The 21,956-nt window shown below is 67.4% G+C and carries 19 protein-coding genes; 9 read left to right on the top strand and 10 right to left on the bottom strand.

Annotation, left to right across the window (positions count from 1 at the left end):
* Window positions 1-51 precede the first annotated feature (51 nt).
* The 4 genes from E3T34_RS08895 to E3T34_RS08885 all read right to left on the bottom strand — a co-directional run bounded on the left by E3T34_RS08895 (window position 52) and on the right by E3T34_RS08885 (window position 1,975).
* Window positions 52-282: a hypothetical protein gene (locus E3T34_RS08895; protein WP_134342759.1), complete on the bottom strand. Its 231-nt coding sequence runs from the start codon at window positions 280-282 to the stop codon at window positions 52-54.
* A 12-nt stretch (window positions 283-294) separates the two neighbouring features.
* Window positions 295-534 (bottom strand): hypothetical protein, encoded by a 240-nt coding sequence (locus E3T34_RS08890; protein ID WP_104100602.1) that lies wholly within the window; start codon window positions 532-534, stop codon window positions 295-297.
* 71 nt (window positions 535-605) lie between these two features.
* A complete protein-coding gene (locus E3T34_RS15830; RefSeq protein ID WP_158250249.1) occupies window positions 606-761 on the bottom strand; it encodes a hypothetical protein in 156 nt (51 codons plus the stop codon).
* Window positions 762-946: 185 nt separating this feature from the next.
* Window positions 947-1,975 carry an NYN domain-containing protein gene (locus tag E3T34_RS08885; RefSeq protein WP_104100603.1) on the bottom strand — a complete coding sequence of 343 codons (1,029 nt, stop codon included), beginning with the start codon at window positions 1,973-1,975 and terminating at the stop codon, window positions 947-949.
* A gap of 157 nt (window positions 1,976-2,132) precedes the next feature.
* Between E3T34_RS08885 and E3T34_RS08880 the strand changes: the two genes are divergently transcribed.
* Together E3T34_RS08880 and ppsA are read left to right on the top strand one after the other, a co-directional pair.
* On the top strand, window positions 2,133-2,951 hold the full coding sequence (locus E3T34_RS08880) for a pyruvate, water dikinase regulatory protein (RefSeq protein ID WP_104100604.1): 819 nt from the start codon (window positions 2,133-2,135) through the stop codon (window positions 2,949-2,951).
* Between the two features lie 162 nt (window positions 2,952-3,113).
* Window positions 3,114-5,552 carry a phosphoenolpyruvate synthase gene (gene ppsA, locus E3T34_RS08875; RefSeq protein ID WP_104100605.1) on the top strand — a complete coding sequence of 813 codons (2,439 nt, stop codon included), beginning with the start codon at window positions 3,114-3,116 and terminating at the stop codon, window positions 5,550-5,552.
* 235 nt (window positions 5,553-5,787) lie between these two features.
* On the opposite strand, the gene E3T34_RS08870 is transcribed toward ppsA, so the two are convergent.
* From E3T34_RS08870 to E3T34_RS08860, 3 genes are all read right to left on the bottom strand, one after another.
* A complete protein-coding gene (locus E3T34_RS08870) occupies window positions 5,788-6,552 on the bottom strand; it encodes a TIGR03943 family protein (protein ID WP_134342758.1) in 765 nt (254 codons plus the stop codon).
* A complete protein-coding gene (locus E3T34_RS08865) occupies window positions 6,542-7,564 on the bottom strand; it encodes a permease (protein WP_134342757.1) in 1,023 nt (340 codons plus the stop codon). Before E3T34_RS08865 ends, E3T34_RS08870 begins: the two co-directional genes overlap by 11 nt.
* A gap of 81 nt (window positions 7,565-7,645) precedes the next feature.
* Window positions 7,646-9,109, bottom strand: coding sequence for a hypothetical protein (locus E3T34_RS08860; RefSeq protein WP_134342756.1), 1,464 nt, complete (start codon window positions 9,107-9,109; stop codon window positions 7,646-7,648).
* 273 nt (window positions 9,110-9,382) lie between these two features.
* Here E3T34_RS08860 and E3T34_RS08855 point away from each other — a divergent pair, with 273 nt between their 5' ends.
* Together E3T34_RS08855 and E3T34_RS08850 are read left to right on the top strand one after the other, a co-directional pair.
* On the top strand, window positions 9,383-10,162 hold the full coding sequence (locus E3T34_RS08855; RefSeq protein WP_166785868.1) for an HAD family phosphatase: 780 nt from the start codon (window positions 9,383-9,385) through the stop codon (window positions 10,160-10,162).
* On the top strand, window positions 10,159-12,666 hold the full coding sequence (locus tag E3T34_RS08850) for a glycoside hydrolase family 65 protein (RefSeq protein ID WP_134342755.1): 2,508 nt from the start codon (window positions 10,159-10,161) through the stop codon (window positions 12,664-12,666). Before E3T34_RS08855 ends, E3T34_RS08850 begins: the two co-directional genes overlap by 4 nt.
* Window positions 12,667-12,745: 79 nt before the next feature.
* On the opposite strand, the gene E3T34_RS08845 is transcribed toward E3T34_RS08850, so the two are convergent.
* Both E3T34_RS08845 and E3T34_RS08840 read right to left on the bottom strand, forming a co-directional pair.
* A complete protein-coding gene (locus tag E3T34_RS08845) occupies window positions 12,746-13,540 on the bottom strand; it encodes an SGNH/GDSL hydrolase family protein (protein ID WP_134342754.1) in 795 nt (264 codons plus the stop codon).
* A gap of 259 nt (window positions 13,541-13,799) precedes the next feature.
* Entirely contained in the window at window positions 13,800-15,275 is a 1,476-nt protein-coding gene (locus E3T34_RS08840; protein WP_104100612.1) for a hydroxymethylglutaryl-CoA synthase family protein, read from the bottom strand.
* Between the two features lie 189 nt (window positions 15,276-15,464).
* Between E3T34_RS08840 and mvaD the strand changes: the two genes are divergently transcribed.
* From mvaD to E3T34_RS16155, 3 genes are read left to right on the top strand one after another with little or no spacing between them, the layout of a single operon-like run.
* Complete coding sequence (mvaD, locus tag E3T34_RS08835; RefSeq protein ID WP_241973086.1) at window positions 15,465-16,475, top strand: diphosphomevalonate decarboxylase; 1,011 nt, start codon at window positions 15,465-15,467, stop codon at window positions 16,473-16,475.
* A 2-nt stretch (window positions 16,476-16,477) separates the two neighbouring features.
* Window positions 16,478-17,545 carry a mevalonate kinase gene (locus E3T34_RS08830; protein WP_134342753.1) on the top strand — a complete coding sequence of 356 codons (1,068 nt, stop codon included), beginning with the start codon at window positions 16,478-16,480 and terminating at the stop codon, window positions 17,543-17,545.
* Window positions 17,542-19,917 (top strand): hydroxymethylglutaryl-CoA reductase, degradative, encoded by a 2,376-nt coding sequence (locus E3T34_RS16155; protein WP_198412276.1) that lies wholly within the window; start codon window positions 17,542-17,544, stop codon window positions 19,915-19,917. The genes E3T34_RS08830 and E3T34_RS16155 overlap by 4 nt, the downstream gene beginning before the upstream one ends.
* Window positions 19,918-20,178: 261 nt before the next feature.
* Here E3T34_RS16155 and E3T34_RS08820 read toward each other — a convergent pair whose 3' ends face one another.
* Entirely contained in the window at window positions 20,179-20,460 is a 282-nt protein-coding gene (locus tag E3T34_RS08820) for a helix-turn-helix transcriptional regulator (RefSeq protein ID WP_134342752.1), read from the bottom strand.
* Window positions 20,461-20,659: 199 nt separating this feature from the next.
* On the opposite strand from E3T34_RS08820, the gene E3T34_RS08815 reads away from it, so the two are divergent.
* Complete coding sequence (locus tag E3T34_RS08815; protein ID WP_134342751.1) at window positions 20,660-21,418, top strand: DUF222 domain-containing protein; 759 nt, start codon at window positions 20,660-20,662, stop codon at window positions 21,416-21,418.
* Window positions 21,387-21,884, top strand: coding sequence for a hypothetical protein (locus tag E3T34_RS08810; RefSeq protein WP_134342750.1), 498 nt, complete (start codon window positions 21,387-21,389; stop codon window positions 21,882-21,884). The genes E3T34_RS08815 and E3T34_RS08810 overlap by 32 nt, the downstream gene beginning before the upstream one ends.
* Window positions 21,885-21,956: the final 72 nt, after the last annotated feature.

The following is a 21,956-nucleotide window of genomic DNA, read 5'->3' as shown; positions in this document are numbered from 1 at the left end:
CGGCTCTGGGGTGACGCGCAGACCGGCGGGTGTGTTCGAGATGCGGACGAGTTACTCCACCCTTGCCCGGTTCAGGAGAGGTTCTTTGCTGCCTTGAAAGTTGAACTGCAACGGGATGGTGGGGTGGATCCAGATGGAGCTGTGGCCGCTGCCAGCCGCCGCCGTGTACTCCCAGGAGAAAGAGAAGCTCTCCCCTCGACGCACCTTGGCGAGGATGACGATCTTGAGCTGCGAGACCCCGATCATCGAACTCGACAATGACAGAGGGATTTCCGTAGACAAATTCGCCCATGATTATTGTCCGAGTCCCACGTCGATGTCGCCCATCATGGCATCGAAGTCCTTCGCTGTTGCCTCTGCGTCCCCGTTTTTTTCCACAGTTTCCTTGATGCCCACTTCCGGCAGCTGCGGAACGGGAAAACGACGTGCCTCCTCTTCTTCACCGTCGCCGACATCGGCGATATCCCTGGCCCCGAAGCCACGGCGGGTGTTGTTCGGGACGCTCCAGCGCCCTGCACGGAGCAGAAGGCCCATTGCGCGAAGCGTAGGGGGCCTCCTGTACGGACGCCGCGTCAAGGGCAGATCCGGTCCGTGCACCGAGTCAGTTAGCGGCGGTTGTCGCGCTCGTCACGGTCGTAGTTCTCACGGCTTCCCGATTTGACCGGGCCGCGGCTAATCATGTAACCGATGGTGAGGAGCGTGGCGGACAGCCAGGCGGAGCTGGCCCCGAAACCCTGCCCGTCGTCCCCGTTATCGACCATGGCGGAAGCGATGAACGCGCGACGAGAATCAGCATTCAGGCGCTGAATTCGGTCGTCTTGAAAGCAGCCTTCGTCTCGGTCGAAACGCTCACGGGCTCAGATCACACCGCTGTCTGTGTTCGACGGAACCTGGTTCTGACACACCACGCGTTGCTCCTGCTCGGCGCCGGACCGCACGGACCGACTCAGCGTCCGGCGTTGGCCTCCGGGCGCAGACGGATGAGCCGATGCGGGCCATCTTCCTGCAGCTCGGCCACCTCGCTGCGCGAGGAGAGGAAGTCGGTGAAGGAACGGAAGCCGAGCGGTTTTTCGTTGAACGAGGGGTCCATCCGGCGCATCTGGTTCTTTACCGTGCCGGTGTTCAGCCACTCGTCATCGTCGCCCTTTGCGTGCCCGATCTGCAGGGCACGCACGAGGAGCTCCGACGCGATTGTCTGAGGGTCGATGTCCTCGGCCGGTTCCGGCTCCGGCTCGTCGAATTGCGAACTTGTGGTGTGCGAGAACATCGGGATCGTCGTCAGGGTGCGGGCTTTGACGGGCACCGTCTTGGGCGGCACGGTCGCGGGTTCTGCGGCCTTCCTGCCCGACGGGGGCTTCTGCACGAGCGCCACGGGGGCGGGCGCGGCGGCGGCGACCTTCGCTATGCCGGGGAGAGAGTCATAGTCTTCGAATTCGTCGCACGCAGCCGCGAGGGAGGTGCTGGTCGACCCGGCCACTCCAATGCCCACCACGAAGCGACCGAGACGTTTCGACTTCTGGGCGAGGGCGATGTAATCCGAGTCACCGGCGACGATGATGACGTGGGTGAGGTCGGGCAGCCGGAAGAGGTCTTCGACCACGTCGACGGCAAGACGGATGTCCGCCCCGTTCTTCGTTCCCCGCGTGGTCGTGGTGAATAGCTGGGTGAGGTCAACCGCTCGGGACATGAGCTGGCGTTGGTAGCTCGCATTCACGGGCACGGACCAGTCGGCGTACGCGCGATTGACAACCAGCGTGCCGAACGACGCGGCGAAATCAATGATCGCGTTGAAGTCGACCGTCGCGGCGTTCAGCTTCGCGGCAACCTCGGGCTCGGCATCCGCGCTCGATCTGTCGAAATTACGGATGCCATCGCGCTGGAAGGCATTTCGTCCGTGTAGTTGCTGATAGCGAGAGACGACGATGTTGTCGAAGTCGATGTAGAGGCCGACGCGTGCATCATTCGGTTCAGTCATGGTGGGTTCCTTAGCTACCGGGCGGACGAATCAGTCGCAACCCCAGACTCAAGTCTGCTGCGCACGATGCGACGACGGCAACTCGCGGAATCGACTGCGGCGCTCAGTACGCGCGCACCGATCCGCGCCGAGCCTGCCGGGAGGTACACAATGAGATATGGCCACTGACGATCCATGCCCGGTTTTCTTTCTCTCGGATAGCACCGGAATCACGGCGGAAACGCTCGGGAGCACCCTCCTGTCCCAGTTCCCCACCGTGGAGTTCGACCGCACGACGATCCCGTTCATCCTGAATGTGGACCAGGCCCAGGCCGTGGTCGACCTGATCGACGCTCTGGTGGAGCGCGGCCAGAAGCCGATCGTATTCTCCACGGCCGTGACCAGCGACATCCGCCGCACCCTCGGCACCTGCACGGCCACCCTGATCGACCTGCTCGGAACCTATCTCAGCGAGCTCGAGGAGACCCTGGCGACGCAGGCCAGCAACGAACCAGGGCGCGCCCACGGCCTCGGCAACGCCGCCCGCTATCAGTCCCGCATGACGGCCGTCGAATACGCGATGGAGCACGATGACGGCCAGAGCCTGCGAGCGCTCGAGAAGGCGCAGCTGATCCTGGTGGCCCCGTCGCGCTGCGGCAAGACCCCCACCACGATGTACCTGGCGCTGCAGCACGGCATCTTCGCGGCGAACTTTCCTCTCGTCGACGAGGACTTCGAGCGGGAGGGTCTCCCCAAGCCACTGCGACCGTTCGTGGACAAGTGCTTCGGGCTCACCACCAATCCCCTGCGCCTGAGCCAGGTGCGCACCCAGCGCCGGGAAGGTTCGCCCTACGCGTCCCTGCGGCAGTGCGGGTTCGAGCTGCGCAGTGCGGAGCGACTCTATGCCTCCCACGGAATCCCATTCCTCAACTCGGCGAGCATGTCCGTGGAGGAGATGTCGGCCATGATTCTGCAGCAAATGAACCTCAAGCGCTGACTCACATTCAAAACGCAGACAAGTGAACATGTCAATCAAGTAAACAAATTGCGCTCAGGCCGGATAGACCTGTCACTATGGGAATAGGTCGCTTATCCATGAGGTGAGCCTCCTCACCTCGTGGCCTCACCTCTGGTCGCACACTGCAAGGGAGCAGAACACATGACGACAGACATCCTCTGGTTTTCCGAAATCGGACTCACGGACCTGGACCGGGTGGGCGGCAAGAACGCTTCCCTGGGCGAAATGGTGCAGAATCTGACGTCGGCCGGCGTCAAGGTGCCCGACGGATTCGCCACCACCGCGGACTCCTACCGCCGGTTCCTGTCCGATTCCGGTTTGGACCAGCGGATCATCGAGCGCCTGCGGGGCCTCGACATCGACGACGTCACCGCGCTGGCAGCGGCCGGCAAGGAAATCCGCGGCCTGATGCGTGACACGCCCTTCCTGCCCGAGTTCGAGTCCCAGATCCGGGCCGCCTACGCGGCCCTGGTCCTGAAGCACGGCGGCTCCGACGACATTTCCTGGGCGGTGCGTTCCAGCGCCACCGCCGAGGACCTTCCGGACGCGTCCTTCGCCGGTCAGCAGGAGACGTTCCTGAATGTGCGCGGAATCGAGAACATCCTGCCGGCCATCAAAGATGTCTTCGCCTCCCTTTACAACGACCGGGCGATCGCCTACCGGGTGCACCACGATTTCGAGCACGCCGAGGTGGCGCTGTCGGCCGGGATCCAGCGCATGGTGCGCTCGGACATCGGCTCCTCCGGGGTCATGTTCACGATGGACACCGAATCCGGCTTCCGCGACGCGGTCTTCATCACCTCCTCCTACGGTCTGGGCGAGGCCGTCGTGCAGGGCGCCGTCAACCCCGACGAGTTCTACGTCTACAAGCCGGCACTCGAGGCCGGCCGTCCCGCCATCCTCAAGCGCACCCTCGGCGAGAAGGCGCTGCAGATGACCTTCACGAAGAACCGTGAAATCGGCCGCACGATCGACTTCGTTCCCGTGGACGTCGACCTGCGCGACCTGTTCAGCATCACCGATGCCGACGTGGAGGAGCTGGCCCGCCACGCCCTCTCGATCGAGGCGCACTACGGACGCCCGATGGACATCGAGTGGGGCAAAGACGGCATCGACGGCGGCATCTACATCCTGCAGGCCCGCCCGGAGACGGTTCAGTCGCGAGCGACCGCGGTGTCCCAGAGCCGGTTCAAGATGAACGAGACCGGTAAGGTGCTGGTCGAGGGCCGCGCCATCGGCCAGCGGATCGGCGCCGGAAGCGTGCGCATCCTCTCGTCCATCGACCAGATGGCGAGCTTTGCCACCGGCGACGTGCTCGTCGCGGACATGACCGACCCCGACTGGGAACCGATCATGAAGCGCGCCAGCGCCATCGTGACCAACCGCGGCGGCCGCACCTGCCATGCCGCGATCATCGCCCGCGAACTCGGCATTCCCGCGGTCGTCGGCACCGGGACCGCCACCGACATCCTCTCCGACGGCCTCGAAGTCACGGTGTCCTGCGCCGAGGGTGAGGCGGGCCTGATCTACGAAGGGCTGCTCGACTTCGGCATCGAGGAGACCGCGCTCACCACCCTGCCGCCGGCCCCGGTGAAGGTCATGATGAATGTCGGCACCCCGGAGCAGGCGTTCACGTTCGCCCAGCTGCCCAACCACGGCGTGGGTCTCGCCCGGCTCGAATTCATCATCAACCGTCAGATCGGCATCCACCCCAAGGCCTTGCTCAACCTTGCCGACCAGCCCGCCGACGTGGCCCGCGAGATCAACACCCGCATCGCCGCCTACGGCAATCCGCGCGACTACTACATCAAGCGCCTGGCCGAGGGCGTGTCCACGATCGCGGCCGCCTTCGCGCCGGAGACCGTGATCGTGCGGATGAGCGATTTCAAGTCCAACGAGTACGCCAACCTCATCGGCGGACCGGCCTACGAGCCGCACGAAGAGAACCCGATGCTCGGGTTCCGCGGGGCGTCCCGCTACCTCGAGCCCTCGTTCCGGGACTGCTTCGACCTCGAATGCGAGGCGCTCTCATTCGTGCGAAACGAGATGGGGCTGACCAACGTCAAGCTGATGATCCCCTTCGTGCGCACCCTGGACGAGGCCGCGGGCGTTATTGAACTGCTCGCCGAGAACGGGCTGCGCCGTGGGGAGAACGGCCTTGAGATCGTCATGATGTGCGAGCTGCCGGCCAACGCGCTGCTCGCCGACGAGTTCCTGGACTACTTCGACGGGTTCTCCATCGGCTCCAACGACATGACGCAGCTGGCACTCGGCCTCGACCGCGACTCGGCGATCGTCGCCGGCGGCTTCGACGAGCGCGACCCGGCCGTGAAGAAACTGCTCAGCATGGCGATCGCGGCCTGCAAGGCCCGCGGCAAGTATGTGGGCATTTGCGGTCAAGGCCCCAGTGACCACCCGGACTTTGCCGAGTGGCTCGTCGCCGAGGGCATCGACTCCGTGTCGCTGAACCCCGACACCGTGGTCGACACCTGGCTGCGGCTCGCCGGCGTGACCGCGGGCAGCAACCACTTCGGCACGGATGACGCCGCCACCGACCCCAAGGATGCCTCGGCCGCCTGATCGGAGGTCGAGCTCGCCGAGCCCCGCGGGCGGCGCCCGAATCACCCGGGAACGTGCCACGCAGCTCGGCGCACTCCGGGCCTCCGTCGTGTTGCCTAAACTCGGGGATTTTCACGACACGCCGCGAGATCAGGCTGGGGTGACCCAGCCGGCGTTACGGCAATTTCTCCGAGTTTGCGTAGCGACGGATGCAGCGGGCACCGGGCGTCAGAGCGGCCCGATCAGCTTGCCGGCGTCAGTAGACGTACGGCTGGGCGGGCTGGTCCGTGGGTGTGATCTCGCTCGGAACAAGGGCGATGGTCTCATCGCTGCGGATGCTCGGGTTGGTGTTGAAACCGCTCTCGATGGCAACCCAGCTGTCGGTCGGGAATTCGTCCTGCCAGCCGGGGTAGTAGACGGGGATGCCGACCGGCTGCGCGTCGACCGCGCAGCAGGACACGACGAAGCGGGCCACGAAGAACACGTTCTCGGGGTCGCTCGTGTCGGGCGTGACGAACCCGGTCACGGTCGCGGTCTTGTCGGCGAAGAAGTCCTCGCCGGCGCCTTGGCGCAGCAGCGAGGACCAGTCCCGCACGGTGAAGGTCGAGTAGTCGCCGCCGACGAGGTCGCTCGCCTCTTTCTGCGTGATGAGCGAGGTCGAGCCGTTCAGGTCGCGCTTGGCGACCGTGGCCGTGGTCAGGGTCGCCGGCGGCAACACCAGGAGGCCCACGGTGGCCGCGACGATGATCAGGATGCTGCCGGCCGGCCAGAGCCACGCCCAGCGTCCTCCGTCGTCCTCAGGCAGCTCGTGCTCGTGCCCGTCTTCGGCTGCGGGCAGGAGAGCGAATGCGGCCACCACCAGCGCGGCGGCGATCACGGCCATCACCATGGTGAACACGAAGTACCGGGGGTGGATGTAGAGCCCGAGCTGCCCGCTGACCCCCAGGCAGACCGTGGCCACAATGCCCACGATGCTGAGAAGCGCGCCCTGCCAGCGCCGCAGGAGCCGTCTAAACGACATAGTTGATCGCCAATCCGAGAACCGCGGAGCAGAGAGCCACAATCAGGGTGAGCTGCATCAGGGTCTTGGCCGTGAAGGTCGTGCGCAGCAGGGCCAGCATCTTGATGTCGATCATCGGGCCGAAGACCAGGAAGGCCACGATGGCACCGGGCATGAACGTCGCACCGAACGAGAGGACGAAGAAGGCGTCGACGCTGGAGCAGATCGAAACCACGAAGGCCAGGGCCATCAGCGCCAGCACGGACCAGACCGGGTGGCTGCCGAGCGTCACGAGCACCTCGCGGGAGACGGCGGTCTGGATCAGCCCGGCCAGTCCGGCGCCGATAAAGAGCGCCGGCAACATCGCGCTGGTCTCCTTCGTGAACAGGCCGGCGCTGCGCTTGATCTTCCCGTCGGCCGCGTCATGGTGGTCGCCGAGTGCACAGGCATCCTGAAACCGGGGAGCGAGCAGGGACTCGGGTTTCGGGTGCCGGCTGTAGATGTAGCCGATCAGGTTGGCGATCAGGAATCCGCCGGCGATGCGCCAGACCAGGATGCCACTGTCCCAACCGAAGGCCTGCTGGGTGGTGATGATGGTCACCGGGTTGAGGATCGGGGCCGCGAAGAGGAACGTCATCGATTCGCCGACCGTCAGCCCCTTGGCGATCAGGCCGCGCGCCAGAGGCACATTGCCGCACTCGCAAACCGGCAGCAGCATGCCCAGCAGCGAGAGTACGACCCGCCGGGCGACCGGGTTCTTCGGCAGGCGCCGCAGCAGGAACCCCTCCGGCAGCCAGGTCTGCACCACGATCGACAGCACGATGCCGAGGAAGACGAACGGCAGCGACTCGATCACCACGCTGATCGACAGGGTGACGAAGTCGCGGAAGGTGTCCGCCAGGGTGTCGGCAGGGGCCGACGGCGCAAACACGCGCAGCAGGATCACCAGCCCGATGATGACGAGGCCGACGGAGAGGCCGCGGCCGGGCCTCCGGCGCGCGGTGAAGGGCCGCGCGGCGATGGTCTGACTCATGGGTATATCTTGTCCTGTTTCGACTCGGTTGCGCTCGGGACAGGCAGCCATCGGCAGGAGGTTGGCGGGGGTATCCCTCGGTTAGCCGCACCAATCAGGGAGAAAACCGGACACGCTACGGCTGCTGGTGCCGCGGTCGAGGTCTACCAGGGTGGTCGTCATGCCCGAGAACGCGGGCAGGGTCGGGTAGTCGTCGCCGAGGCCGGTCGCCGGGATCGTCTCCACCGCGAGGTACTGGCCGTTCGGCGAGACGCAGAAGTCCCGCACGCGCGACGCGTCCGACGCGGGAGTGAACGCGACGCTCGAGTCGGCGGCGTCGGTGACGGCGATCAGGTAAGCCAGCTGGTTGCTGTCGCCGGTTTCCTGCAGAAACAGGCGGGCGTAGCGCCCCTGCTCGGTGAGGAGCACGAGCTTGCCGGGGTAGGCGCTCGCTTCGAGCAGGCTGGGCGCGAGGTCGAGTGTGGTCACGGCCCCGTCGGCGAGGTCGATCGTCGAGCCTTGGTCGGGGTCGGCGACGACGAGCGCGCGGGTGCCGGGAACGAATCCGCGCATCTCGTCGTGCTCGCCCAACGGGGTCAGCACGGCGTCGCCGAGCATGTCGATCAGGAACAGGGTCTGCCCGGCGTTCTGCACGACGAGAGAGGTGCTGTCCGGCACGAACCGCAGGTCCATCACCGTCATCGGCAGGCCGTCCACCCCGGTGACCTCGGCCGGGAGGCCCGAGTACTCGGTCAGGTCGTAGACGAAGGGGGTGCGGTCGTAGCGGCGCCCCGCCGTCTCCGGGGCGCTGGTGAAGGTGTACGCGATCAGGGTTTTCGACGGGGAGGCCGCCAGGTTCTCGATCACGCCCGCGCCCGGCACGGGCACCTGCACGTTGTCCCCGCCCCCGAACGAGACCACCTCGAGGGTGGCCGTGTCGTCTTCGGCGAGCGTGACGGCGGCGAGGTGGTTCTCCAGGGCGACATACTGCTGGATGCGCGGTGCGCTGAACACGATGTCTCCGTCGCCCCGGCCCTGCAGGGTCGTTCGGCGCACGGTGTCGGGCCGCTTCGCGCCGGCGTCATCCACCCGGCTGTCGCGCTGCAGCGCATAGATGTCGACGTCCGGGGTCGTGAACTCGTATTCCAGGGTGGCGGTGGCGTCCTGGGTGATGCTCGCGACATCCGTCACCGTCACCGTATAGACGGTGTTGTAGCGCAGGATGCTGGCGAACTCCACCGTCAGGGCGCGGTCGGCGACACGGGCGGAGACCTCTGTAGCCGGGGATACCGCCACCTGGCCGGCTTGGACCTCGGCCAGCGCCTGGTTCGCGGTGAGCAGCAGGCGCGCGTTGCCACGCGTGACGGCGGCGTCGAGGTTGATCTCGGCGGAGGCCAGGCGGGGACCCTGGCTGAAGTTGGCCATCGCGAGGCCCGCCACCAGCAGGACGAGAACCGCGACCGTGACCGAGAAGAGCTGTCGGAAACGCCGGCCCGCCAGCCGCGCGGAGCGCGATCGATTCGCGGACGCGGGTGCGGCCGAGAGCGCGCTCCGTTCGCGGTTCATCCTGCCAATAGTATCGGCCGATTTTCCGGGCGCGCCGGAGACCGGGGGATCAGGGCCGCGCAACCGGAGAAATCGGCGCAACGCCGTCGGGGGCATAGGATCGGGGGGAGTATTCAGGCGTATGCAGTCCTAGCCCTGGTCCGCAGCGTCGTCAATCGCATTCCTCGCCGCGTTGGCGCACATCACGTCGATCCCCCGATCGAGATCGTGATCATTTGACCGCTTCGATCAGACCTCCCACTGTCTCAGGACCTACCAAGCAAGGCATCAGTTATGACTTCTACGCGATTCCCCCTGTCGCGCGCGGAAACGCGCGCCCGGCTCCTGTCCATGCGCGGTGTACTCTTCGACCTCGACGGGGTGCTCACGCCCACCGCCGATGTTCACATGGCCGCCTGGTCGCGCCTGTTCACCCGCTTTCTCGAGGACCAGGGAGTGAGCCCCGCCTACAGCGACGCCGACTACTTCCAGTACATCGATGGCAAGCCCCGCTATGACGGCGTGCGGTCGCTGCTCGCCTCCCGGGGCATCCAGCTGCCCGACGGCGACCCGACGGACGCCCCGGAGCGCAACACCGTCTGCGGCCTCGGCAACCGCAAGAACGAGGCCTTCAACGAGACCCTCGCCGAAAGCGGTGTCACGCCCTACCCGGGATCGATCGAGTTCCTCGACTACGTCGTGGCCGCCGGCCTCGCCGTGGCCGTCGTCACCAGCTCGCGCAACGGGGAGAAGACCCTCGCGGCAGCCGGCATTCGCGGACGCTTCGAAATCGTCGTCGACGGCCTGCTCTCGGCCGAGCGTGGTCTGGCCGGCAAGCCGGCCCCCGACACCTATGAGCTCGGCGCGGCACTGCTCGGCCTCGATGCGGCCCAGTGCGTCGTCGTCGAAGACGCGCACTCGGGCATCCAGGCCGGTCGCGCCGGCAACTTCGGCCTCGTGCTCGGAGTGGACCGCGGCGTGGGCACGCAGACCCTGCTCGACGCCGGGGCCGACGTCGTCGTTACCGACCTGCACGAGCTGCTCCCCAACGTCGAAACGGAGGCCGGAGAATGAACCGGATCACCGACACGAACGACCCGCTCGACCGCAACCGATTTCCGATCGACGAGTGGGCCCTGGTCGAGAAGGACTTCTCGGGTGACGACATGGGACGCACCGAGACGCTGTTCGCCATCGGCAACGGGTACCTCGGCCTGCGCGGCAACGTGGACGAGGGCCGGGACGGCCACGCCCACGGCACGTTCATCAACGGGTTCCACGAGACCTGGCAGATCCGGCACGCGGAAGAGGCCTTCGGCTTCGCACGCGTCGGGCAGACGATCGTCAACGCGCCGGATGCCAAGATCATTCGCATTTACGTCGACGACGAGCCGCTCGTCCTGACCCTCGCGGATCTGCTCAGCTATGAGCGCCGCCTCGACTTCGCCGGCGGCATCCTCTCCCGATCCCTCGAATGGCGCACGCCCTCGGGCAAGCGCGTGCTGATCCAGTCGCGCCGCCTGGTGTCGTTCACGGAACGCCACCTCGCAATCCTCGAGTACGAGGTCACCATGCTGGACGCCGACGCGTCGGTCGTTATCTCCAGCCAGATCCTCAACCGCCAGGACGGCATCGGCGAGTACGACGCCCCGAAGCCCACCAACGGCAAGGACTTCGACCCGCGTAGGGCCGAGTCGTTCACCGACCGGGTGCTGCGCCCCCGCTTCAAACGGGCATCCGAGGGCCGCTACATCCTCGGCTTCCGCTGCACGAACTCGGGCATGACCATCGCCTGCGCCGCCGACCACCAGCTTGAGACGCTCAATGAGTACGACGAGGCCTCGCACATCGGCGACGACCTCGCCAAGCACGTCTACCGCATCAAGGCCAAGCAGGGCCAGTCCATCCGACTGACCAAGACCCTCAGCTACCACACCTCCACCGGCGTGCCCACGCACGAGCTCGCCGACCGGTGCGACCGCACGCTCGACCGCGCCGTCGCAGCCGGAACCGAGCAGTACGTCGCCGAGCAGCGCGACTGGCTCACCGCTTTCTGGGCGCGCACGGATGTCGAACTCGCCGGCCAGCCTGCCCTCCAGCAGGCCACCCGCTGGAACTTCTTCCAGCTCGCGCAGGCGTCCATGCGAGCCGACGGCCAGGGCGTGTCCGCGAAGGGCGTGTCCGGATCCGGCTACGGCGGTCACTATTTCTGGGACACGGAAGTGTACGTGCTCCCCTTCCTGACCTACACGTCACCGAACGCCGCGCGCAACGCGCTGCGGTTCCGGCACGCGATGCTCGAGCACGCCAGGATGCGCGCCACCGAACTGAACCAGCTGGGCGCGCTGTTCCCGTGGCGCACGATCAACGGCCTGGAGTCGTCCGCGTACTACGCCGCCGGCACCGCGCAGTATCACATCGACGCTGACATCTCCTATGCGCTGACCCAGTACGTGTCGGCCACCGGCGATGAGGACTTCCTCTCCCGCGAGGCCATCGACATCCTGGTGGAGACGGCGCGCATGTGGGCCGACCTCGGCTTCTGGCGCGGCAACGGCAACGACGTCTTCCACATTCACGGCGTTACCGGGCCCGACGAGTACACGACCGTCGTCAACGACAACCTCTACACGAACATCATGGCCCGCTCGAACCTGCGGGACGCGGTCACCAGTGTGCGCAGACTGCGCGAGGTCGACATCGCCTCCTACGACTTCATGGTCGCCCGCCTCGGACTCGGTGAGGCCGAGATCATCGAGTGGTCGTTCGCCGCGGAAGCAATGCACATCCCCTTTGACAAGACCCTGGGCATCCACCCGCAGGACGCGCAGTTCCTGGAGAAGGAACGTTGGGACCTCTCGCAGACGCCGCCCGCCAACCGCCCGCTGCTGCTGCACTACCACCCCCTCGTGATCTACCGCTTCCAGGTGCTCAAGCAGGCGGATGTCGTGCTCGCCCTCCTGCTGCAGGGTGACCAGTTCACGCCGGAGCAGAAACGTGCCGACTTCGACTACTACGACCCGATCACCACGGGTGACTCGACGCTGTCCGACGTCGTGCAGTCGATCATCGCGGCCGAGGTCGGCTACCACGAGCTGGCGCTCAAATACTTCACCTCGGGCCTGTTCGTCGACCTCGCCGATCTGCACCACAACGCGGCGGACGGCGTTCACGTGGCATCCGCCGGCGGTGTCTGGAGCGCGCTCGTCTACGGCTTCGGCGGCATGCGCGACCACGGCGGCAAGATCACCCTCGACCCGCGACTGCCTGAGACCTGGGAGGCGCTGACCTTCCGCGTCACGCTCCGGGGAACCCGGCTGCGCGTGGACGTGCGGCAGAGCGAGGTCAACCTCACGATCGAGGAGGGCGTCGACGTCTTGCTGTCCGTGCGCGGTGTTTCCGTCATCGTGCGGATGGGCCTGCCCATCACGGTCGCGCTGACCCACCAGGGCCCGCGCGACCCGGGAGCACCCTCTCGGACCTTGGTCGAGGGCGGGCGACGGGCCGACGGCACCGTCATCACGTCCTCGATCCCGACGATCGCGCACACCACCGAGTTCCTGGAGCCGAACGACTAGTTCGCTTCCGCGGGGAGGGCCACGGCACATCGTCGGCAGGCCAGTGCCCGGGGAGCCGGGAACCGGGACTGCTACCGAGTTACAGCGCCGCCTGGATGGCCGCCGCGTAGGCCTGGTAGCCGGCGGGGGTCGGGTGGAAGGCATCCGGACCGGCGAAGTAGACCCACGAGTCGACGTCTCCGATGCCGTGGCCCGCGAAAGCCGCGGACACGTCGACGTATTCGATGCTGGAGTTCGGTCGGATTGCCTGGGCCTGGGCTACGACGCCCTGGATGGTCTGGTTTAGCAGCATGGTTGCCCCGTTGAGCTGGGCGATCAGCGGGTTAGCCGAGGGGGCAAAGAGCAGCGGGTAGCCGGTGACGACCACGTGGGCATTCGGGGCGGCCGCCGCGACGCGCGCGTAGGTGTCGGCCAGACGGGCTGTAAGCTCGCCGGAATAGATCAGGGCGCCACCGGTGGAGATGGCGTTCCCGCACGCGACCGGATCCGCGGACGCGCACGCCGCCGCCACGCCGGCCACATTCAGATCGTTGCCGCCCACGGTAAGTGTCGCCAGGGTGGTCCCCCGGTTCAGGGACGACAGCTGCGTGGTGGTCACAGTCCCGGTGGTGGCCAGGCTGCAACTGACGTTGCGCAGTAGGTTCGTGCCCTTCACCGCGTCCAGAAGGGCGGGGTAGCCGTTCGGGCTCTGCAGGCAGCTGTCCACGTAGTCACCGCCGCCTTGCCCGGCCGCGTAAGAGTCGCCCAAGGCGACGTACTTGTTGGACGGGGCCGTGGGTGCGGCGGATGCCGGTAGAGCACCAGCGGCAAGCACGCCCGAGGCGGCGAGGATGGCGGCGAGGACGCTGGACAGGAGTCGGATTCGGGGTTTCATGGCCCGACTTTACTCGGATCTGCGCTCTAGGTGCAGGGTTGATTTCGGCACGACCTCAGCGACTCCCGCAAAGCGGCCTGGCGCTCAGCCAGCTCGGCTTTCTGGGCCGCCCGTGCTCACGGTGCCGACCTCACCAATTCGACGGAGATTTTGCCGGGATCACCCCGATCGGTGCGAAAAACCGGGTTCCGGAGCAAAATCTCCGCCGAATTGGTTCGCGCGCTCAGGGGATTGAATCGCGCGTCAGGCGGCAAGAACGTCAGGCGGTAAGGGGCACGTAGCGGTAATACTCGATGCCCTGGTCGTAGAAGTCGGGGCCGTTCGCGGTGCCGAGGTGGTCGACGACGAACTGGTCCTCGGCCGGGGCCGGCACGAGGTCACCGGGGCGCCCCTCGTGCAGCGCGATGTACTGCGCCTCGGTCAGGTCGACCGGGCCGTGCAGGGCGGTCTCGAAGTTGATGCGTGCGGCGGCGGCCTGCCAACCCTCGGCGACCCGCATCGGGAGAGCCTCGGCGGCGTCGCCGCTGCCGTAGCCGAGCGCCAGCCACTCCTGGCCGGCGAGCTCGAGCCCCTCCGTCAGTGCGTGCTGCAGACCGGATGCGAGCCACGCCGGCAGGGCGGCCGTGTAGAGGTTGCCCAGGTCGCGCATGGCGTCCGAGCCGAGGCCGAGCTTCTCGCTGACCAGGGTGTTCCAGACTTCGGTGCTGCGCAGGTGCTGGCGCAGGCGGCGGGACAGCGGGAAGACGTCACCGATGATCTCGCCGATGTCGGCCCCGTTTCCGTGGAACGGCGAGGGTGCGCACATCTCGGCGAGCAGGAGGTCGGCGTCGATCCCGGCATCCGCGCAGTGCGCGCGCAGCTGGTCGCGGCCCGATTCCTCGTCGGCCGCGAGCGTGAACAGGTAGGCCATCACCCAGCCGGTCGCCGGCATCTGGTGGTACGGGCGGTGCATGAACACCCGGTCGACCTCGTTGAAGTAATCGAGGGAATTGCCGGGGCGCTTTCCCAGCATGGCCGTCATCGCGTGGTGGGTCGCGTCGATGTAGCAGCTGGTCGAGTACCGGCCGTTGAACACGGGCAGGTCCTGCATCTGCCCGTCGTCGCGGGGCGGCTGCCCGCGGAAGCGCGCGAACGGCTTGCGGAAGTCGGCCACCCGGTAGTCGGAGTCGCTGCCGGACCCGGCCAGATTTACTTCCAGCAGTCGGGCCTCGCTTTCCAGGAGCACAGCGACGGCGCCTGCACCTTGGGTGGGCTCGCCGCTGCCGCCGCGAGCGTATTCGGCGATGTCGGCGGAGACGACGATGGCCTGGCGGCCCACGCCATCCGTCGCCAGGTAGCGCAGGGCGGCCTTGATGCCGTAGACGCCGGCGAGGCAGGCCTGCTTGAACTCGGGCACCTCGCAGTCGCGCGCGAGCAGCGGCATGCCATGGGCGGTGAGGGCATCGTTGACCATGCCCTTGACGATGACCGCACCGGCCGAGTTGTCGCTGCTGGATTCGGTGCCGAGGGCCAGGAGGCCGACCTGACCGGGGTCGATGTCGTAGTCGCGGATCAAACGCCACACCGCGTTCGCCGCGAGCGTGTAGACACTCTGGCCTGGGCCGCGCATGCGGAAGCTGCGTCCAACGACGTTCCGGACCTTCCCCCACGGCTGGTCGTTCCAGTCGCACCAGGCCTCGAGCTGCACCCGGTAGGGCGGCACGAACAGGGAGAATCCACTAATTCCAGGCGTCAACAGTTCCCTCTTCAGGTTTGGCGTGGTTGTTCACCCACACCGGGTCTCAAACGCACCACTCCATTATCAACGGATCGGTTGGTGAAAGTGGTGACCAGGATCAGATCGTCAGGCGGAACCGACCCGATCACGGCGGTGCGGCCCCCCGGGAAGCGACTAAAATCGAGTGAACCCGATCGGAGCACCACTGTGGACCAACCCATCGATGGTGGCGCCACCGCCGTGGCCCGCGCGCACAGCAACATCGCCCTCGTCAAATACTGGGGCAAGCGCGACGCCGCCCTGAACACGCCCGCGGTCGGCTCCATCTCGGTCACGCTCGACGCGCTCTACACCGACACCCGCGTCACCTTCACGCCCGGTCTGGTCGCCGATGAACTGTGGCTGGCCGGATGCCGCATCCAGGCCACGCGCATCAGTCACGTTCTCGACCTGGTGCGTGGGCATGCCGCCAGCATGGGCCTGTCCGCCGCCCGACTGAACGCCATCGTGACGTCGACGAACAACTTTCCGACCGGGGCCGGCCTCGCCTCGTCGGCGTCCGGCTTCGCCGCCCTCGCGGTTGCCGCGTCCGGCGCCGCCGGCCTCACCCTGGCCGACCGGGAACTGTCGATCTTGGCCCGGCACGGCTCGGGCTCGGCCGCCCGCTCGATCTTCGGCGGCTTCGCCGAGATGCACGCCGGCACCGCCGCCGACGGATCGGACGCCTACGCGGAAGAGCTGCTCGACCGGGCGGACTGGCCGCTGGCGGTCGTCGTGGCGATCACCGAGCACGGCGAGAAATCGATAAATTCCACTATCGGCATGAACGAGAGCAAGGCCTCCTCGCCGTTCTACCAGGCCTGGCTTGACTCGGCCGACGACGACCTCAACGAGATGCGCTCCGCCATCCGTGACCGCGATTTCGCCCGGCTCGGGCAGCTCTCCGAGTACAACTGCCTCAAACTGCACGCCCTGATGCTCACGACCCGACCCGCACTGATCTATTGGAACGCCGCGACCGTCGCCGCGATGCACGCCGTGGCGGGTCTTCGCGCCCAGGGCGTGCCGGCCTATTTCACCATCGACGCCGGGCCGCAAGTCAAGGTGCTCTGCCTGCCCGGCGACGCCGCCGCGGTTCAGCGGGCGATGGTGCTCGTGCCCGGGGTGCTCGAGGCGCGCATCAGCGCGCTCGGCCCGGCCGCCTGCCGGCTGGAATGACCATGGCGACGACTCTGCCGACGCCTCCGCCGAAGCCGACGATCCGGGCGTCCGCGCCCGGCAAGCTCTTCCTGCTGGGCGAGTACGCCGTGCTCGAGGGCGCGCCGGCCCTGCTCACCTCCGTCGACCGACGCGTAGAGGTGACGGTCGACGAGTCAACCACGGGCTCCTGGCAGGTCAGCGCGTCCAATTTGGGCATCCGGAACCTGGTGTTAGGCACGGATGGCGCCCTCCCGGCCGGGCTCACCGACCAGCAGCGCGACCACCTCCGCGTCTTCGACCAGGTGCGCGTCGCCGTGCAGGCCGCTGCGCTGCAGGCGCGGGTGCTGCCGCGGAGTCAGACCCCGCTTGCCATCACCATCGACAGCAGCGCGCTATCCCGGGGCGGCCACAAGCTCGGCCTCGGTTCCAGCGCCGCCACCGCCGCCGGCCTGACCGACGCCCTGGCCCGCGCCCTGGGCCTGACGCTCGACCGGGACGAGCTGTTCCGCCTGGCCCACGCCGCCCACCGCAGCGCGCAGAACGGCGCCGGCAGCGGCGGAGACGTGGCCGCGAGCGTGCACGGCGGGTTGATCCGCTATGCCCCGGGTGCCGCAGTGGTGCCTCTGCGCTGGCCGGAGGAGCTCTGCATCTCGGCCGTCGTCACCGGCGAGGGTGCGCTGACCACCCGTCTGGTGGGCCGCGTGGCCGACTACGCCGCCGAGAACCCCGCCCGGCACCGGGCCGACCTCGACCGGCTGAAACACCTCGCCGAACAGGCCGAGGCGGCGCTGGCCAGCCCGGCCGATTTTCTGAGCCTCGCCTCCGACTACTTCGCGGCGCTCACCCAACTCGACGCGCATGCCCAGGCCGGCATCGTGAGCGAGCGACACCGTGAACTGCACGCCCTCGCCCGGCGCAAGGGCGGCATCTTCAAGACCAGCGGGGCCGGCGGCGGAGACGTCGGTCTGGCCTTTAGCTACGCTGGAGAACCCACCGAGCGACTCGCCAGGGCACTCGCCCGGGCCGGGGCCGCCATCGTCCCGCTCGGCTTCTTCGCCGCCGGCCTACAGGGAGGCACCGCGTCATGAGCCGGTCCCGCATCCCCCGCTTCTACCAGTTGTCGGTCAGTGAACGCATCGCGCTCCTCCGGCAACGTGGTGTCCTGTCGACGGATGCCGCCGCGCACCTCGCAGACGGAACGTCCGCCCTCGACGTGGAGGCCGCCGACCGGTTGATCGAGAACGTGATCGGCGTCTTCTCAATGCCGATGGGACTCGGCCTGAACTTTCAGATCAACGGCCGGGACCACCTGGTGCCGATGGTGGTCGAAGAGCCCTCGATCGTCGCCGCGGTCAGCTCCGCGGCCCGGCTGGTGCGCCAGGCCGGCGGGTTCACGAGCGTCGCCGACGAGCCGCTGCTGATCGGCCAGATCCAGGTCGTCGACCTTATCGACCCCGAGCGCGCCCGGGCTGACCTGCTCGCGCGCGGCGACGAGCTCGTGGCGTTGGCCGACAGCGGGCATCCGAAAATGGTGGCGCGCGGCGGCGGCGCCCGCGGCATCGAGGTCTTCCTGCGCGGTGCGACGGCGCAGAACGGCGAACTGCTCGTCGTGCACCTGCTGGTCGACACCCGCGATGCGATGGGCGCCAATCTCGTCAACTCGATGTGCGAACGGCTCGCCCCACTGGTCGAGGAGATCAGCGGCGGCCGCGTGTTCCTGCGCATCCTCTCCAACCTCACCGACCGGGCCCTGGTGCGCGCCCGTGCCGTGATCCCGCACGCGCTGCTCGAGACCGCCGACTTCCCCGGCGAACGCGTGCGCGACGGTATCGTGCTCGCAAACGAGTTCGCGGCCATGGATCCCTACCGGGCCACCACGCACAACAAGGGCATCATGAACGGCATCGACGCCGTCGCCCTCGCCACCGGCAACGACTGGCGGGCGATCGAGGCGGCGGCCCACGCCTACGCCGGCCGCGGCGACGGCTACGGCCCGCTCACCACCTGGAGCGTGAACGACGCCGGCGATCTCGTCGGCGAACTGACCATCCCGTTGAAGGTCGGCACGGTCGGCGGCCAGGTGGAGTCGAACCCGGCCGTACGGCTCGCCCACACGATCCTCGGGGTGTCTTCAGCGCCCGAGCTGGCCGAGGTGATGGCCGCCGTGGGGCTGGCCCAAAATCTAGCCGCCCTCAAGGCCCTGTCGACCAACGGCATCCAGCACGGCCATATGCGCCTGCACGCGCGGGCCGTGGCGGCTGCCGCCGGCGCCAGTGGAGCCCGGTTCGAGGAGGTCGTCGAGAGGCTCATTGCCGACGGCGAGATCAAGGTGTGGAAGGCGCGCCAGATCATGCAGGCCCTCGAAGAGAGCAGCGACGGCGACCGGGCCATTGAGCCGGCCGCGCCGGACGCCGGGTACGGCACCGCCGCCGCCGTCACCTTGCCCGCGGCTCACCCCGCACCCGCGGCCACCCTTACGCCCAGCGCTTCCGCCACGTGCGCTGCTGCCCTCACCCCCGGCGCCCCCGGCCCGGATGCCCACCTCGGCTACGGTAAAATCATTCTGATGGGCGAGCATTCCGTCGTCTACGGCTACCACGCGATCGCCGCGCCGATCGGTCTGTCGGTGCGCGCGCAGGTCACCCGCCAGGCGTCGCTCCGCGAACCGGTCATCGCCGACCGGGACGTCGACGGCTCGGTGCGCGAACCGATCCGAGCAGACCTCTCGCACCGGGTGGCGGCGCTGATCGTCACCCGGCTCGGCGTGCCCGACGCCGGCCTTCGGGTCGACGTGTTCTCTCACCTGCCGCGCGCCAGCGGCCTGGGTGCCTCCGCCGCGTTCGCGGTGGCATTGATCCGCGCCGTCGCCGACAGCTTCCAGCTCACGATCAGCGACGCCGAGGTCTCGAGCCTCGCCTTCGAGTGCGAACAGATCGTGCATGGCACCCCGTCGGGCATCGACAACACCGTCGCCACCTTCGGCCGGTCGGTTCTTTTCCAGAGATCGGATGCCCCGGGCGGCCACACGATCCGCGACATCTTCACTCCCCACCCGATCCCCATCGTCATCGGGCTGTCCGGGGTGGAGTCGCTGACGAAGCAGACCGTGGGCCTCGTGCGCAGCGCCTGGCAGCGCAACCCCGCGCGCTACGACGCGATCTTCAGCCAGATCGACGGGCTGGTGTTGGCCGGGGTAGACGCGCTCCGCCGCGGCGACATCGCCGAGCTCGGCGAACTGATGAACATCAATCAGGGACTGCTCAACGCGCTACAGGTGTCGAGCCCGGAGATCGAGTCACTCGTGGCAATCGCCCGCCGCGCCGGCGCCCTCGGAGCGAAGCTGACCGGTGGCGGGGGCGGCGGCGCCATGATCGCTATCGCCGAACCTGGCGGCACCGAACCGATCATCACCGCGATGCGCAGCGCCGGCTACACGACTTACCTCACCGAGATTCGCTGAGCACCCGAAATTCGAACCTGTATTTGAGGTATTCGGAGCTGGGCATCTTGCCATTCCCGACAGCGATAAAAGGCGATTATGGCAGTCGTCCACAGGTTTCACGCGTAGTTATCCACACCGGGCGTTCCAGTAATTATGCGGGCAAAAGCCACATTTCACTCGGCTGTCCACAGGGTTATCCACAAGGCTGTGGATAGACGTATCTTCGACGTCTGCCAGGCCGGCCTGCCCGCCTCGCGGCGCAGGTCTCAATCGGCGGCCCTACGGCGGGCCCACGCGCCCCGGCCACAGGTCGACACCCAAACCGTTCTCCAGACGGGCCACGGTCGCCAGGTCCGGCCAGGACCGCCCGTGCAGCACCGAGAGCAGTGTCGTGTGGTCGAGCCCGGCATCGCGCGCCGCGGCGCGCACGCTCCGCTCGCCGATTGCGGCCTGCACGTTCACCGCGAACTGACGGGCCACCTCGCCGACGGCGCCCGCCGACGGCACGTCGGGCCACCCCACCACGAGGTCACGGGGAGCAGGTCGCGCCGGTCTGGACATAGCCCGAGCGTAGACGACGGATGTCCCCCTCGGATCGCCCACCCCAACCCGTCAGTCGAATCCACGGTGGTCGGGCTGGTCGAGACCCGGTGAGCCGCTCTCTGAACTTGTGAACAAACCTTCGAGATAAACTCTGAATCGAGTCTCTAAATACTGACAGACTCTCGACTCTGTGTTCGCTTTGAGGTATCCTCGTATCATGATCAATCTCGCGGATGACCTCAGGCAAGCGGCCGAGGCCGTCGCCCTGCTGGGTTCCTCGAGTGCCGATTATGAGGCGCTGGCTGATGCCGCAGTATTGTCCGGTCAGAAGCAGATCGCGGCGGCTCGCCGCCTGCTCGACACCCGCGCCGCGTGGATGGCCGGCACCATCGCCCGGCGGTCCCGGCCGGAGTTGGGCCACTCCGGGTTGGCGGCGCAGCAGGGGTTTCTCTCGCCGGAGGCCCTCATCCAGAAGTGGACCGGCTCCTCGAAGGGCGACGCCTACAAAATGGTCGCCGTCGGCACCATGATGGCTGATGCCGAAGCAGCCGAGAAGCAGGTCGAGGCGGCGCTCTCCTCGCCCGACGCGGATGCCGCCGAGGTCGCCGAGTTCGAGGCGAAGGTGCCGTGGCAGGCTCCGATCGCCCGGGCCGTCACCGCCGGAACCCTCTCCGTCGACGCGGCCGAGTCGATCCGCTCAGGGCTCGGCCAGATCGACGCCGCGGTCACCGCAGAGAAGCTCGGTGCGGCACTCGAAGCGCTACTCACCGAGGCGTCGTCACTGAATGCCGATCAGGTGTTCAAACGGGCGAGACGGATGCGCGACCGGCTCGATGAGGCCGGCATCGCCGCCCGCGAAAAGCAGGCCGACGACGACCGCTACCTGCGGGTCTACCGGCTGGGCAACGGCAACGTACGACTCAGCGGGCTGTTCGCGCCCGAAGATGGCGAGTTCGTGCTCTCCACCTTCGACTGAGCAGGTCAACGAACACGGGCCGGCCGAACCGGCCGCTCACGGGCAGATCGAGGGCAACCCTTTCCCCATCTCCCAGGAAACCATCGACCGGCTGCTCTGCGACGCCGGCACCCGCGGCATCAAATTCGACGACAACGGCCAGATCATCAACGTCGGCCGCGACGAACGGCTCTTCACCGAGAAACAGCGCGCCGCGATGGCCGTGCGTGACGGCGGATGCCTCTGGATCGACTGCGACAGATCACCGGCCTGGAGCGAAGCCCACCACATCAACGAGTGGTTGAAAGGCAACGGCAACACCGACCTCGCCGACGGGGTACTCCTCTGTCATCCCCACCATCTGCTGCTGCACAACCAGCATTGGACGATCAGCCGCACCGGAACTCAGCATTGGTTGCGGCCACCGGTGGAGGTTGACCCGAAGCGGACACTGATCGCTCTGCCGAGCAAGCGGGCGAACCTGTAGGGCGGGACGGGTCGCCGGGTCTCGACGGGCTCGACCACCGGGGCTGAAACTACCGGAACGACACAAGGCCCC

It is taken from the genome of Cryobacterium sp. TMT1-62 (genome assembly GCF_004403145.1).
Lineage (GTDB): Bacteria > Actinomycetota > Actinomycetes > Actinomycetales > Microbacteriaceae > Cryobacterium > Cryobacterium sandaracinum.
This window is presented reverse-complemented; position numbering and strand designations above follow the sequence as displayed.

Bases quoted from the DNA above. Each gene is read 5' to 3' on its own strand.
- E3T34_RS08855 (WP_166785868.1), top strand. From the start codon at position 9,383: ATGACTTCTACGCGATTCCCCCTGTCGCGCGCGGAAACGCGCGCCCGG.
- ppsA (WP_104100605.1), top strand. From the start codon at position 3,114: ATGACGACAGACATCCTCTGGTTTTCCGAAATCGGACTCACGGACCTG.
- E3T34_RS08890 (WP_104100602.1), bottom strand. From the start codon at position 534: ATGGGCCTTCTGCTCCGTGCAGGGCGCTGGAGCGTCCCGAACAACACC.
- E3T34_RS08830 (WP_134342753.1), top strand. From the start codon at position 16,478: ATGGCGACGACTCTGCCGACGCCTCCGCCGAAGCCGACGATCCGGGCG.
- E3T34_RS08810 (WP_134342750.1), top strand. From the start codon at position 21,387: ATGGCGAGTTCGTGCTCTCCACCTTCGACTGAGCAGGTCAACGAACAC.
- E3T34_RS08880 (WP_104100604.1), top strand. From the start codon at position 2,133: ATGGCCACTGACGATCCATGCCCGGTTTTCTTTCTCTCGGATAGCACC.
- E3T34_RS16155 (WP_198412276.1), top strand. From the start codon at position 17,542: ATGAGCCGGTCCCGCATCCCCCGCTTCTACCAGTTGTCGGTCAGTGAA.
- E3T34_RS08815 (WP_134342751.1), top strand. From the start codon at position 20,660: ATGATCAATCTCGCGGATGACCTCAGGCAAGCGGCCGAGGCCGTCGCC.
- E3T34_RS08845 (WP_134342754.1), bottom strand. From the start codon at position 13,540: ATGAAACCCCGAATCCGACTCCTGTCCAGCGTCCTCGCCGCCATCCTC.
- E3T34_RS08820 (WP_134342752.1), bottom strand. From the start codon at position 20,460: ATGTCCAGACCGGCGCGACCTGCTCCCCGTGACCTCGTGGTGGGGTGG.
- E3T34_RS08860 (WP_134342756.1), bottom strand. From the start codon at position 9,109: ATGAACCGCGAACGGAGCGCGCTCTCGGCCGCACCCGCGTCCGCGAAT.
- E3T34_RS08885 (WP_104100603.1), bottom strand. From the start codon at position 1,975: ATGACTGAACCGAATGATGCACGCGTCGGCCTCTACATCGACTTCGAC.
- E3T34_RS08850 (WP_134342755.1), top strand. From the start codon at position 10,159: ATGAACCGGATCACCGACACGAACGACCCGCTCGACCGCAACCGATTT.
- E3T34_RS08870 (WP_134342758.1), bottom strand. From the start codon at position 6,552: ATGTCGTTTAGACGGCTCCTGCGGCGCTGGCAGGGCGCGCTTCTCAGC.
- E3T34_RS15830 (WP_158250249.1), bottom strand. From the start codon at position 761: ATGGTCGATAACGGGGACGACGGGCAGGGTTTCGGGGCCAGCTCCGCC.
- E3T34_RS08865 (WP_134342757.1), bottom strand. From the start codon at position 7,564: ATGAGTCAGACCATCGCCGCGCGGCCCTTCACCGCGCGCCGGAGGCCC.